General features: G+C 71.1%; 13 protein-coding genes. 12 read left to right on the top strand and 1 reads right to left on the bottom strand.

Going from position 1 to position 13547, the window contains the following annotated elements; all coding sequences use genetic code 11:
* Positions 1–505: 505 nt before the first annotated feature.
* The 12 genes from J8F10_RS06075 to J8F10_RS06020 all read left to right on the top strand — a co-directional run bounded on the left by J8F10_RS06075 (position 506) and on the right by J8F10_RS06020 (position 11928).
* Complete coding sequence (locus J8F10_RS06075) at positions 506–997, top strand: DUF2924 domain-containing protein (protein ID WP_210652960.1); 492 nt, start codon at positions 506–508, stop codon at positions 995–997.
* Positions 994–2604, top strand: coding sequence for a recombinase family protein (locus tag J8F10_RS06070; RefSeq protein WP_210652959.1), 1611 nt, complete (start codon positions 994–996; stop codon positions 2602–2604). The genes J8F10_RS06075 and J8F10_RS06070 overlap by 4 nt, the downstream gene beginning before the upstream one ends.
* Positions 2601–3029, top strand: a complete 429-nt coding sequence (locus J8F10_RS06065) for a hypothetical protein (RefSeq protein ID WP_210652958.1) — start codon at positions 2601–2603, stop codon at positions 3027–3029. Before J8F10_RS06070 ends, J8F10_RS06065 begins: the two co-directional genes overlap by 4 nt.
* A gap of 110 nt (positions 3030–3139) precedes the next feature.
* A complete protein-coding gene (locus tag J8F10_RS06060; RefSeq protein ID WP_210652957.1) occupies positions 3140–4321 on the top strand; it encodes a hypothetical protein in 1182 nt (393 codons plus the stop codon).
* A complete protein-coding gene (locus tag J8F10_RS06055; RefSeq protein WP_210652956.1) occupies positions 4290–5246 on the top strand; it encodes a hypothetical protein in 957 nt (318 codons plus the stop codon). Before J8F10_RS06060 ends, J8F10_RS06055 begins: the two co-directional genes overlap by 32 nt.
* A gap of 173 nt (positions 5247–5419) precedes the next feature.
* Positions 5420–6064, top strand: a complete 645-nt coding sequence (locus tag J8F10_RS06050) for a sigma-70 family RNA polymerase sigma factor (RefSeq protein WP_210652955.1) — start codon at positions 5420–5422, stop codon at positions 6062–6064.
* A complete protein-coding gene (locus tag J8F10_RS06045; RefSeq protein ID WP_210652954.1) occupies positions 6054–6371 on the top strand; it encodes a hypothetical protein in 318 nt (105 codons plus the stop codon). Before J8F10_RS06050 ends, J8F10_RS06045 begins: the two co-directional genes overlap by 11 nt.
* A gap of 79 nt (positions 6372–6450) precedes the next feature.
* Positions 6451–6621, top strand: a complete 171-nt coding sequence (locus J8F10_RS06040) for a hypothetical protein (protein WP_210652953.1) — start codon at positions 6451–6453, stop codon at positions 6619–6621.
* Positions 6618–9452, top strand: a complete 2835-nt coding sequence (locus J8F10_RS06035) for a DUF3987 domain-containing protein (protein ID WP_210652952.1) — start codon at positions 6618–6620, stop codon at positions 9450–9452. Before J8F10_RS06040 ends, J8F10_RS06035 begins: the two co-directional genes overlap by 4 nt.
* Positions 9449–9928: a hypothetical protein gene (locus J8F10_RS06030; RefSeq protein ID WP_210652951.1), complete on the top strand. Its 480-nt coding sequence runs from the start codon at positions 9449–9451 to the stop codon at positions 9926–9928. The genes J8F10_RS06035 and J8F10_RS06030 overlap by 4 nt, the downstream gene beginning before the upstream one ends.
* On the top strand, positions 9925–10278 hold the full coding sequence (locus J8F10_RS06025) for a hypothetical protein (protein WP_210652950.1): 354 nt from the start codon (positions 9925–9927) through the stop codon (positions 10276–10278). Before J8F10_RS06030 ends, J8F10_RS06025 begins: the two co-directional genes overlap by 4 nt.
* Before the next feature lie 6 nt (positions 10279–10284).
* The gene (locus tag J8F10_RS06020) at positions 10285–11928 is read left to right on the top strand and encodes a DNA polymerase (protein ID WP_315854228.1); all 1644 of its coding nucleotides are present in this window, start codon (positions 10285–10287) and stop codon (positions 11926–11928) included.
* A gap of 243 nt (positions 11929–12171) precedes the next feature.
* On the opposite strand, the gene J8F10_RS06015 is transcribed toward J8F10_RS06020, so the two are convergent.
* Positions 12172–13494, bottom strand: a complete 1323-nt coding sequence (locus tag J8F10_RS06015) for a DUF1501 domain-containing protein (protein WP_210652948.1) — start codon at positions 13492–13494, stop codon at positions 12172–12174.
* Positions 13495–13547: the final 53 nt, after the last annotated feature.

Genomic DNA, 13547 nt, shown 5'->3' with positions numbered 1-13547 from the left:
ATTGAGCATCTCATCCGACGGGGGCTACCCCGGAGCACACCCCCTCCAGCAATTATTCCCTGCGCCACTCGGGTTTGGTTGACACCGAGAGAGTGGACCACGGTCGTCGGGCGATCACTACCTCGATCGCACTTCTCTGAACACTTCGAGCGCGTTCGGTGTAATTAACAGATAGAGACTTTTCCTCATTCTCCCGCCAGCCCGCCGGTCGCGACGCGAAGGGCGCTGGGGCCAACCACCCGGTGCCCCGATGCCGTCCACCCGCAACCCCGCCACGCTCACCCCCGAAGAGCGCACCCGCGAGCTCGCGTGCCTCCTCGCGACCGGACTCGTGCGCCTCGGCTCGGAACTCCTCGCGCCGTCCACCGATCCACCTCTGACCCCAGAAAAACCTTCAGAATCGGCCCCGAATGGACTTGCTGCGAGCCCTCGGAAGAGCGTCACTGGGACCGGCGGTTAACACCGCTGGAATCAGAGATTCCCAGGATTTTCGAGGAGATAGCGGGTGGAGATCAACGTCGCCAAGGAACTCGCCGCGCTTCGGCGGCTCACGCCCAAGGACCTGCGCGCGCGGTACGCCGAAGTGTTCGGAGAGCCCACGACCACGGGGAACCGCACGTGGCTCGTGCGCCGGATCGCGTGGCGCGTCCAGATGTTGGCCGAGGGCGACCTGTCGGAACGGGCCCGGGCACGGGCCGCGGAACTGGCCCGGGACGCGGACCTGCGGGTGATCCCGCCCCGGGACCGGGCCGAGTCCGCGGCCCCGCGAACCGCCGCCCCCGAGACCGGGTTCGCGAGCGACGACCGGCTCCCCCCGCCCGGGAGCGTGATCACCCGCGCGTACAAGGGCGCCACCGTTCACGTGAAGGTGCTCGCCACCGGGTTCGAGTACGACGGGCGCGTGTTCCCCTCGCTCAGCGCCGTGGCCAAGGCCGTCACCGGCTCGCACTGCAACGGGTTTCACTTCTTCAAGCTCAACAAGGCAGGTGTCGCATGACGCGCCCCGCTCCCAATCCCAAGGGATATCCCCGCGCCTCGGTGCGCCTGACCCGGTGCGCGCTCTACACGCGCAAGTCCACCGAGGAGGGGCTCGAGCAGGAGTTCAACTCCCTCGACGCCCAGCGCGAGGCCGGAGAGGCGTTCGTCCGCTCGCAGGCCGGCGAGGGCTGGGTCGTGCTCGGCACCCGGTACGACGACGGCGGGTTCACGGGCGGCAACACGGACCGACCCGGGCTCCGCCGGCTCCTCGCCGACATCGCGGACGGGAAGGTGGACTGCGTGGTCGTGTACAAGGTGGACCGGCTCAGTCGCTCGCTGCTCGACTTCGCCCAGATGATGCACACGTTCGAGCACCACCACGTCGCGTTCGTTTCGGTCACGCAACAGTTCAACACCGCCTCGAGCATGGGCCGGCTCGTGTTGAACGTGCTCCTGAGTTTCGCGCAGTTCGAGCGCGAGATCATCGGGGAGCGCACGCGCGACAAGATCGCGGCCACCCGGCGCAAGGGCAAGTGGGCCGGGGGGCACCCGGTGCTCGGGTACGACATCGACCCGAACGGGTACAAGCTCGCCGTCAATCCCGACGAGGCCGAGCGCGTGCGGCAGATCTTCGCCTTGTACCTCGAGCACGGGTCCCTGTTGCCCGTGGTCGCCGAGCTCGGGCGCCGGGGCTGGCGCGCCAAGCGCTGGTGCCCGCGCAGCGGACCAGAGCGCGGGGGCAAACCGTTCGACCGCACGAACGTGTACAACCTGCTCACCAACGTGGTGTACGCGGGCAAGGTGCGGTACAAGGACGAGGTCCACCCGGGCGAGCACCCGGCGATCGTGGACCCGGGCGTGTTCGAGCGGGTCCAGGACCGGCTCCGGCGCAACGGGCGCACGGGCGGGGCACCGGTCCGCAACCAGTTCGGGGCGCTGTTGAAGGGACTCCTCCGCTGCACGCCGTGCGGGGCCGCCATGACCCCGACCCACACCACGCGCGGGGAGAACCGCCGTTACCGGTATTACGCGTGCTCCTCGGCCCAGAAGAACGGGCACGCCACGTGCCCCACCAAAACCGTTCCGGCCGGCCCCCTCGAAGCGTTCGTGGTCGAGCGCATCCGGGGCGTCGGGCGCGACCCGGCCCTGCTCCACCAGGTGCTCGCGCAGGCCCGGTCCCAGGACGAGGCCCGGGTCGCGGCGCTCGGGGCCGAATCCGCCGGGCTCGAACGGGACCTGCGCGCGTGGCACGGCGAGGTGCGGCGCCTCTCAACGCAGTTGCGCCCCGGGGACGACAACGGTGAGCTGGTCGCGCGCCTGGCCGAGCTCCACGAGCGCATCGGGGCCGTCGAGGGGCGCGTGAAACGGGTCCGCGACGACATCCGAACCGCCACCGGGCAGCTGGTCAGCGACGACGACGCGGCCCGCGCGCTGTCCGCGTTCGACCCGGTCTGGGGCTCGCTCACCCCGCGCGAGCAGGGGCGCGTCATCGACCTGTTGGTCGAACGGGTGGACTACGACGGGGCCGCGGGCACCGTGGCGGTCACGTTCCGCCCCACCGGGATCAAGGCCCTCAGTGCCGAACTGCGTGAGACCGAACTACAACCACGAGGGAAGCGGGCATGAGCACCGACGAATCGACCAGGCTGACGGTATCGGGGGCGATCCACTTCGCGCGCCGGGGCCGGGGCGGGCGCCAGGAGTTGCGCCTGGGCCCGGCCCCGCGAGCGCCCGAGCCCGGGCGCGTGCCGCGCGTGTCCCGACTCATGGCCCTGGCCCTGAAGTTCGAGGGCCTGATCCGGGACGCCGTGGTCACCGACTACGCGGAGCTGGCCCGGCTCGGGCACGTGACCCGGGCGCGCGTGACCCAGATCATGAACCTCACGCTCCTGGCCCCGGACATTCAGGAGGCGCTCCTGTTCCTGCCGCCGGTCGCGCGCGGGCGGGACCCGTTCGTGCTCCGCGATTTGCAACCCCTGGCAGCAGTCACCGACTGGGCCCGGCAGCGCAAGCTGTGGGCGAAGTTGCGCCGCTCGTCCGGATCGGGGTGATTTTTCCTTGTGCGCGCATCGGGGCGGATTTAGTGTATATTAGTTCTGTTAACTGATGTACACACCCAGCACACGACCCGACCGCCACGACCCGCACCCCGAGGCCCCACATGTCGCGCGTGTTTTCCATCCCGACCGTGCTCCGGATGGTACCCCACGACCTCCTCCGGCGCTTCTTCGAGCGCCTCGGCCACACGGACCTTCCGATCCCCTGGGCCCAGCTCAAGAAGCGCGACCCGCGCCCCGTTCTCGCGGCGGTCCAGGGCCTCGAGGCGGCCCAGGTCGACGCGATCGAGGCGGCCCTGCACACCGTTTTTGACCTCGCGTGCGACACCGGGCTCGCCGCGATCCGCGAGTCCGCCGAGTTCGACGACGGCCCGGCGCCCCTGGCCGACGTGCCCGACGACGCGACCCTCTATCACCACGCGATGGCCGCGTGGGTCGCGAACCCGGACGTGATCGGGCGCGCCATGCGGATCCACCAGGTCGAGCGCCTCACGTGGTGGCGCAAGCGCCGGGACCTGCCCCCGGGCGCGCTCGACGGCTCGCGCGGGGCCCTCGACCGGTTCGCGCGCGAGCTCTCGGCGCTGCTCCTCCTGTCCGAGGGGCGCGGGCGCAACTGCACGGTCGAACACATGACCCGCAAGGGCACCGAGTACGTGTTCGCGCACCCCGACGACTTCGCCCAGAACGTGACCGCCCACACCCGGGACGGCGAGCTCGTCCCCCGGACGTTCCGACACACGTTCCCGATCATCTTCGCGTTCCACCCGGGCGAGGGCACGCTCGAGACGTTCGCCAAGCTCCCGTCGAAGACCAAGCCCAAGGTCGAGGCCCTGTTCGCCCAACAGTTCCTGGGCGTCGAGCACCTGCCCCGGTGGCCCCGGCGCCCGACGTACCACCTGGACCAGCTCAAGCCCCGCGCGTTCGACCTCGACACGGACCCCGCGGACCGGGTGCGCGCCGAGGTCCGCCACATGCGCCTCCGGTACCCGAACTCGCAGCGCCAGCTGAGCTTCACCGGGGACCCGGGGTTCCCCCGGGACACGCACAGCCTCCTCGACGACGCCCTGAACCAGGACCGGGTGCCGCTCACCGACCTCGAACTCACGATGGTCACCCTCGAGTTCGTGTTCCTCGACGGCAGCGACCCGCCCGCGGTGTCGCTCGACGTCGCGTGTCCGAGCAGTTGCAGCCTGCGCAACCTGCCCCCGAACCGGGCCGAGCTCGTTCAGAAGTACTTGCGCCGATGGGGGATCGATGCTGACGGCGATGTGGCAGCGGCTGGATAGGGACCCGCCCGTGTTTTTCGAGGATCAGTTGGCCCCCGCACTCGGTGCGGCCCGGGAGCGCGTCTTCGCCCTTGGGCTGCTCCGCCCGACGGCCCCCTCGGGGTTCGCCCCGTGTCGCGAGTGCGGGACCGGGTACGTGGGCCGCGTCGAGTGGCTGACGAGCGCCCGGACGGGCGCCCGGGACGCGTACATCCCGTGCCCCGCGTGCGGACCCGTGCGCATCGACCCGGACGCACTCCGGCAGTGGCGCATCGACCTCGGTGCGGTCCTCGGCGCGGTCCGCGCGGCCGGGCGCATTCACGGCCCCGTCACCGAAGTGGTGCCGGGCCACGCGTGGCACCTGGGGAGCGCGAACTGGGCCCGGCGCCGGCGCGAAGCGTACTTCGTGCGGTGCGTGTACGACGGGACCCGGGCCCGGATCGCCGCGGCGCTCGCGACCCACCCCAGAGCCGTCCTGTTGTTCCCGACCGAGGGCGCGGCGCACGCGTGGGGCCGCGCGACCGAGAACCCGGTCGTGGCTCTGAACTCGGTCGCGGCGCTCGGTCCCGAGGGAATCACTTTTGACACGGAACGGGTCGAGGGGCACGTGGTCGACTCGGCCGCGGAACCGGTCCGGAAAAAGGCGCCCCCCAAACGGGCGAGCCGGGTCGAGAAGATCTCTCGACTCACCGCAGAAGTGATCGAGTTCCTGCGCCGGGCCCGGAGCCACGCGTTCGCGACGCTCCGCCTTTCCAAGGAACCGGCGCTGCTCCCGCGCCCGACCAAGGCCCAACTCGGGAGATCCGTCGAGTTGTCCAAACCCGAGGTGACCCGGTGCTTTAATGATCCCGACGCGCGAGAGCTGAACCTGTACTGGGACATGGCGGCCGATCTGGACGCCGTGATGGCGTTTCAGGGACCGATCTCGGCCGGCCCGAGCGAATAGCGCGTTGCAGTTGCAGTGATTTCGTGCAACGGCAACACGTCTCTACCTCACTCCATCTCTCGGCGGTGCAACCACTTGGGCGCACCGCCGATTTTCGTTTGCGGTTTCGTGCAACTCCGCCGGGGGCCATACGCCGCGTACAGGATGCGGCGGGTCCGATCCCCGGACACACTGTGCATCCCGATCCCCAGCCCCCCCACCAGCACGCCCTCGACGACGCCACGCGCGCCCTGATTCGCGTCAAGGCCCGACAACTCGCGCACCGGTTCCGGCTCCCGCCCACCGACGTACCGGACCTCGAACAGGACCTCGCGCTGCACGTGTGGTCCCGGCTCGAACATTTCGACCCGAACCGCCAACCGGACCACGGGGCGTTCGTGCGCATGCTCGTGGGGCACGCCGCGGCCACCGCGTTCCGCACCCGGGTGCGGCGCACCCGACACGCGCCCCGGTCCCTCGACGCGCTGCTCCGGGCCGCCCGGTGCCCCAACGGCCCGGACGAGCCCGCGGCCCCGGGATCCGGCCCACGGGCCGAGCACACGCGCGCCCTGTCCCTGGACGTCGCGGCCGTGCTGGCGACTCTGCCGGGGCCGCTCCGGCGCGTGGCCGAGGCCCTCAAGACCCGGCCCGTGGCCGCCGCGGCGCGCCACCTGGGATTATCCCGAACGGCCCTGTACCGGCGCCTCGGGTCCCTGCGCGCGGCGTTCGCGGGGGCCGGGCTGGAACTATTTTGTGCGCCCCGCGCGGACACTCGGCGCGCGCCCGGGGTAGTTCTTCAGGGGAAGGCCGCCACTGCGAGGACGAGCGATGTCGAGTGACGCGTACCGGTACCACTTCCAATCCGAGATCCCGGCCGCCGAGGTCGAGGCTACCCTGATCCTCTCGATCCTCGGGGCCGAAGCGCTCCACGGCGAGGCCCAAACCCGGCTCGACGCGGGACACGCGTTCGACCCCAAGAAACGTGTCGTGGTGATCGACGCGGGCACCGCGGTAGGACGGGACCTGAACCGCCTGTTCCTCGGGTTCATGACCCGCGAGTTCGGCCCCGGCAGCTTCCGCGTCGAGCGCGTCACACATGAACCCGAACCGGGTTCGCACCCGCGGACCGAAACCGTAACCGCCTAACCACCGATTCGACGTGCCGTGCGGAACCGACCTGCCGTTGGCGGGCCCGGGGACCGTGCGCGCGTGGAGGAGCGCACCCGTGTCCGAAGATTACGTGAGCGAACTGGACCTGAAGGAGCTGGGCGTCGACCCGGCGCTCGTGCGGATCTGGTGCCCGTGGGCGATCGCGCTGGTCGGTCACGGCGGTATTCGGTGCTGGTCGTGCGCCGATCTCGCGCCCCTGTTCGGTGCGGAAGGGGGTGAGCGATGAGCGCGATCACCGAAGCCGTCGAGCGGTACCGGGCGCGCGGGTGGTTCACGGTCCCGGTACACCGGCCCGACCCCGACGCGGGCACGTGCTCGTGCGGGAAGGCCGATTGCGCCAAACCCGGCAAGCACCCGGACGCACGGTTCTGGCCCGACGGCAGTGCCGCACCCGCGCACTTCGCCGGGCGTAATCTCGGGATCAAGCTGGGCCCGGTCTCGGGCAATCTGACCGACGTGGACCTCGACTGTGGCGAAGCGGTCGCCGCGGGACCGTACCTGCTCCCCGCCACGCGCGCCGCGTTCGGGCGGAACGGGCACACGACCCACGCGCTCTACACCGTTCCCGATGGTGGCGCCGCGTTCGCCAAGCTCCAGGACCCGGTGCTCACCGGGGACCGGGCCACCATTGTCGAACTGCGCTGGCCCGAGTGGGACGACACCGAACAGCGGCACAAGCACCTGCAGACCGTGTTCCCTCCCAGCCTGCACTTCAGCGGGGTCACCCTCGAGTGGACCCGGGACGGAGAGCCAGCCCCGGTCCCGGGTGCGGAACTCCGTGCCGCGGTGCGCCACGTCGGGGCCGCGGTCCTGGTGGCCCGGTACGCCAAACCGAACGAGCGCCACGCCCTGGTCCTGCTCCTCGCCAACCTGCTCGTCCGCGCCGGGTGCGAGAGCGACGCCCGGGCCGTCGCGTTCATGACGGCCGTGTTCGCGGCCCGCAACGACCCCGACAAGGTCGCCAAGATCACCGACGGGGAGGGCGCGGGAGCGGTGGCCGACGCGCGCAAGCGCCTCAAGAACGGCAAGTCCATGACCGGGCTCCCGGCGCTCCGCGCGATGCTCGACCCGGCACTCGACGGGGCCACCGCAGACCAAGTAGTCGCCCGGGTCAAGGAGTGGCTCGGGGTCTCCGACCCGCCCGCCCCGGGCGCCGGGGCAACGCCCGGGGCGCCATCCCCGGGCCCGGTGTGGGAGCCACCGGTTCTGCTCCCCGAGCCCGAGGCCGCGCCCCCGTTCCCGATCGAACTATTCCCCGCTCCGGTGACCGAGTACTGGGCCGCGGCGGCCGCGGCCCTTCACGTGCCCGTTGACTACGTCGCGTGTCCCGGGCTCGTCGTTCTCGGGGCCGCGATCGGGCGCGCCCGGGCCGCCGAGGTCAAGCCCGGGTACGCCGAAAGCCCCCTGTTCTGGATCGCCGTGGTCGCCCCGCCCGGGTCCGCCAAGTCCCCGGCGCTCGCCCGGGCCCGGGCCCCGCTCGATGCCGCCGAGGCCCGCTGGCGCGCCGACCACGAGAGCGCCCGGGCCGCGTTCGAGGCCGAGCACGCCCGGTACGAACTGGCCCTCAAGGACTGGAAGAAGGCCCCCGAGGGGGAGCCCCCGACCAAGCCACCCAAACCGGCCCTGCGCCAATCGGTGCTCGACGACACGACCACCGAGGCCGCGCGCCGGGTGCTCCGCGACAACCCGCGCGGGACCGCGGTGCTCATGGACGAGCTCACCGCGTTCACGCGCCAGCTGAACCAGTACCGCCAGGGCGGCCGGGGCGCGGACAAGACGTTCTGGCTGTCCGGGTGGAACGGGCGCGGCACGTGCAAGAACAACCGGGCCGGGACCCACGACGAGGGCCCACTGGTCGTGTCGGACCCGTTCACCGCGGTGGGCGGGATGCTGTGCCCGGACAGCATCGGCGAGCTCCGCGAGGAGCTCCGGCGCGGGGGCGCGGCCAACGACGGGTGGGCGGACCGGTTCCTCCTCAGCTTCCCGGCCCCGCACGCGGCAGCCGAGGAGTCCTGGGCGACGGTCCCCGAGCCCCTGGCCCGCGGGTACGCCGAGGTGCTCGAGGCCCTGCTGGCCCTGGAGCTCGTGCCGGTCGAGGGCGCACCGGCCGGGACCTGGCGCCCGTACTACGCGCGGTTCGACGGGGCCGCCCGGAGCGCGTGGCAGGCGTTCACCCGCGACGTCGCGGCCCGGGCCAACGCGCTCGCGCCCGGGGACGCGTACCGGGGCGTCCTGTCCAAACTCAAGCACTACGCGGTCCGGTTCGCGGCCCTGTTCCACTGTCTGGACGCGGTGTGCGCGGGGCGGCCGACGGAGGCCCCGGTCGGGGAACCGAGCGTGGCGCGCGCGGTGCGCATCGTGTGGTACTTCGAGGCCCAGGGGCGGCGCTGCCTGGGGGTCGGGGCCCCCGAGACCCAGGCGGCCCGGCTCCTGGTCCCGGCACTGGCCGCCTGGGCCGGGGACCGGTTCACCAAGCGCGAGTTGCACCGCAAGGTCCGGGGCCAGTCCGCGTTCCGCCGGGCCGGGCACCTGGACGGGCCGCTCAAGGAGCTCGCGGCCCACGGGTACGTGCGTGCGCTCGAGGCCCCGGGGGCCGAGCGCGGGCGCCCGAGCGAGGCGTTCGCCCTGAACCCGCTCTGGGACCGCTCCGCCCCCGGGGGCGCGGCGAGATCGGCGGCCCCGGGCGCACCCGGCGGGAGCTTTTTGGGCACGGACAAAATCATTCTGTCCGGGGTTGGCCATGACGGGCCCGGGACCGCGAATTCAAGCACTTCGGGCATTTTTGTCCATATTGTCCATGCCCCTCCTGGGGGGATCTTGCAACCGCCCCCTCCCGCCGCGCCCACGACTTGTCCCCCCGGGCCCGCACCGACCGCGGAAAACGAAGGCCCCCATCGGGGCATGGACAATATGGACAAAAATGCCCGAACCGCTGAGTTTCTCGGCGATCAACCCGACACGGCCAACCCCGGACAGAATGATTTTGTCCGTGCCCAAAAAGCTCCCGAGCCCGATTCACCCGGTACGGACGAGTACCCGTTCGAGGAAGTTCTATGAGTACGCCACTGGCGATCCGCCCCGACGCGGTCGACATCGTCGCCCCGCTCATTCGCGGGGCCTACCTTCCGTCGGCCCGGCGCGTTACCGCCCGGTCCCCGCGGAGCCACCGCCGGGCCGTGTACCGGCTCGCCGAGTACTGCCGGCGCGAGATGGGGTACGCGCTCCAGTACGGGTACGACGGGGAGGAGGACGATCCGGACCACGTCGCGTTCCTCTGGCCCCACCCCGAGGCCGTGGGCGCGAGCGGGACGTTCCGGGTCCCGTGCGTCGGGGCCGCGTGCTTCCGGCTCCGGGACCACGGGTGGGCCCTCCAGTGGGTGTGGATGCACCCGTACTTCCGGCGCCACGGGCTCCTGTCCGGCGAATGGCCCGCGCTCGTTTGGGAGTTCGGGGCGTTCGCGGTCGAGGGGCCGCTCTCGCACGCGATGACCCGGTTCCTTGCCAAATCTGCCCACCCCGGAGACGTGGTATGACCGTTCCCGACGCACCCGCACTGGTCCGGTGGCTCGCCGAACGGGGCATCGTGCTGATCCCCGAGGGCGCGGCCCTTCGGGTCCGGTCCCGCGCGCCACTCGGCGCCGCGATCCGGGACCGGATCCGCGCACACAAGCCGGCCCTGCTCGCGCACCTCACGCGACCGGTCCCGGACGCCGGTTCACACGTCCGCAACCGAACGGCCCCCGAACCGGTCCCTAATGCTGATCTGCCGTCCGAGGGACGGGCGTCGAATATTCGGCATTTTAGGGCGGAAAATTCGGGTCCGACGGGTTCGGGACCGGTGCACGTTGTAATCAACGACCCGGCCCGGCTGGCCGAACTCTAGCACGCGCTGCGCGGGGCCGGGGTCCGGGTCGGTCTGGACCTCGAAACCACGGGCCTGTCGCACGCTCGGGACCGGGTCCGATTAATTTCCCTCGCGACACCCGCCGGCACGTTCCTCGTCGACCTGTTCGCGTTCCCCGAGCCCGGCGCCGCACTCGCCCCGGTGTTCGCGGCCCTCGCCGGCACCGAAATTGTCGGCCAGAACTTGGGGTTCGATCTCCCGTTCCTGATGCGCCTCGGGTTCGTGCCCGGGCGCGTGCGCGACACGATGCTCGCGAGTCAGGTGCTCCACGCCGGGAACCGCGCGATCGGGCATTCGCTCAAGGAACTCGCGCACCGGCACCTGGGCATCACCCTCGACAAAGAACTCCAAACGGCCGATTGGTCCGGGGCGCTCACCGGCTCGCACCGGGAATACGCGGCCCGGGACGCCGAGGTCCCGCTCGCCCTCTGGGACAAGCTCACCGACGAACTCGCGCGGTCGGATCTCACGAACACGGCCGATACCGAAATGGGCGCGCTGCCCGCGGTCGCGTGGGCCGCAACGCACGGGGTCGGGTTCGATCGCACGGCCTGGGAAGCCGCGGCCGATGGCGCCGAAGCCCGGGTTCGGGACCTGCGGGACCGGCTCGATGCGCTCGCGCCCAACGCCGGGAACCTGTTCGGGGTCACGAACTGGAACTCGGTCGATGAAGTTACGGACGCCTTCGCCCGGCTCGGGATCACCCTGAGCTCCACCGGTGACGACGCGCTCGCGGCCCTGGACCACCCGATCGCACCGGTCCTGCGGGCGTACCGGGCCGCGGCCAAACTGTCCGGATCGTACGGGCGCGAGTGGCTCCGGCACGTGGCACCCGACGCGCGCGTGTACGCCACCTGGAAGCAGATCGGGGCCGGGGCGTCCGGGCGCATGAGTTGCAAGGAGCCCAATTTGCAGCAGCTCCCGCGGGACCCGCGGTACCGCCGGTGCTTCGCGGCACCGCCCGGGCGCGTGCTCGTGAAAGCCGACTACTCCCAGATCGAGCTCCGCATCGCGGCACGGATCACGGGCGACCGGCGCATGCTCGACGCGTACCGCGCGGGCGAGGACCTGCACACCACCACGGCCCGGGCCGTGCTCGGGAAAACCGACGTCACGAAAGACGACCGGCAGCTCTCGAAATCGCTGAACTTCGGGCTCCTCTACGGCATGGGGGCACGGGCACTGGCGGCGTATGCGGCCTCGAACTTCGGGGTGGCGCTGACCGAGGCCGAGGCGGGGCGGCACCGGGACACGTTCTTCCGCACGTACCCGGGGTTGCGCGCGTGGCACCGGGGCGTGCCCAACGGGACCATCGAGACGCGCACCCGGGGCGGGCGCCGGCGCGTCGGGGTGAGTGCGTTCACGGAGAAGCTGAACACGCCCGTGCAGGGCACCGGGGCCGACGGGCTCAAGCGCGCCCTGGCCCTGTTGTGGGAACGCCGGTCCGCGTGCCCGGGCGCGTTCCCGGTGCTCCTCGTGCACGACGAGATCGTGGTCGAGTGCGGCGCGCCCCAGCAGAGCGACGTCGCGGCGTGGGTGCGGGGCGCGATGGTGGACGGGATGGCCCCGCTCATTGACCCGGTCCCCGTCGAGGTCGAGGTGAAGGTCGGCGCGACCTGGGCCGGGTGACCGGACCCGCGGGTCCTTCCGTGCGCTGATCTCGAGGGGCAGGCACCGGGAACTGTCGGGCTTCGGGACACCGTTTGTTTAAGAGTAGGCTCATGAGGTACAGGGATCAAACCACATTGGGGGCTTTACTGGCGACCCGGTCACGAGAGTGCCGTGCTTTCGCGGCCGGGTACAGTTGGTGTGGGCACGCGATTCGGGTGTCGGCCCTCCCCAAGTGGCGCTCGTAACGAGGCGTGGCAGCAATTAACCGAGTAATTCTGCAACCGGTTTGGCGGCGGAATCGACGACCGGGATGGGGCGCCCGGTGTTCGATACGTTCTGCGTTTGCGGGTCGATGCCGAGGGCCTTGCACACGGTCGCGAGGAAGTTCGGCACAGTCACCGGGCGCTCCTCGACCGCGGTGCCGTCCGTGCTCGTTTTGCCGAGCGCCTGGCCCCCACTGATCCCCCCGCCCGCCAGCGCCGCGGACCACGCATAGGGGAAGTGGTCGCGGCCCTTGCTGCCGTTGATCTTCGGTGTGCGCCCGAACTCGCCCATCCAAACAATTGTGGTCGTATCGAGAAGCCCCTTCTCCTTCAAATCGTCCATCAGCGCCGACCATCCGGCGTCGAGCGTCTGGCTCAGTTGCTTGACGCGATCAAAATTGTCCGTGTGCGTGTCCCAGCCCACCCCGCCCGCGCCGCCGAGCGCCACTTCCACGAACGGCACGCCGCTCTCGACGAGCCGCCGGGCGAGCAGGCACCCCTGGCCGAAGACGTCGCGCCCATAGGCGTCGCGGAGTTTGGCCGGTTCGTCGTCGAGCTTGAGCGCTTTCGCGGCGGTAGAGCGCATGAGTTTCGCGGCGCGGTCGTAGGCCGTGTGGTGGCTCTTGGCCGCGGGGTCGGGGCGCTCCGCGGCGAACTCGTGCTGGAGTTCGGCCGCCAGCTTCCAGCGCGCGTCGAACCGGTCCGCGGCGATCCCGCCGGGTAGCGCGAGGTCTTCGACCTCCATTGCCTGGTTCGCACCGCCCTGTTGGGGGGCGAGTGGCCTCGATTCGCCCACCGCGAGCGGCGCGTAACGCGGGCCGAGGAACCCCGGCTCGTGGGCGGCCGGGCTGAACGCCCGGAACGGCGCGACGCTCACGAAATTCGGTAGCGCCGCGTCGTCCGCCCCGAGTTCCTTGGCCACCACCGAGCCGAGCGACGGGTAGCGGATCGGCCCGCGCGACGAGTACCCGGTGTGCGCGAGGTACGTGGCCAGCCCGTGGTCGCCTTCTTTACTGGTCATCGAGCGCACGAGCGCCACGTGCTTCATGCGGGCCGCGATCTTCGGCAGGTGCTCGCTGATCTTCACCCCGGGTGCCGCGGTGCCGATCTCCTTGAACGGCCCGCCGTTGTCGTGACCCGGCTTCAGATCCCAGAGGTCGATGGTGCTCGGCCCGCCGTTCATCCACAACAGAATGCACGCGCGCTTGCGTGCCGGTTCCTTTGCGGCGGCGGTAGCGAGCGGCGCCAACCAGCCGGACATGCTGGTCCCGACGCTCAGCGCGCCGGCGCGAAGGAAGTAACGGCGGTCGATGGGTCGCATGGGAACTCCGTAGTTAGCGCGATTCACATATGGGCGCGGTTCGGACTCGGTCG

Source organism: Gemmata palustris, from assembly GCF_017939745.1.
GTDB lineage: Bacteria > Planctomycetota > Planctomycetia > Gemmatales > Gemmataceae > Gemmata > Gemmata palustris.
The sequence above is the reverse complement of the archived record's forward strand: the minus strand, read 5'-3'. Positions and strand labels throughout refer to the sequence as shown.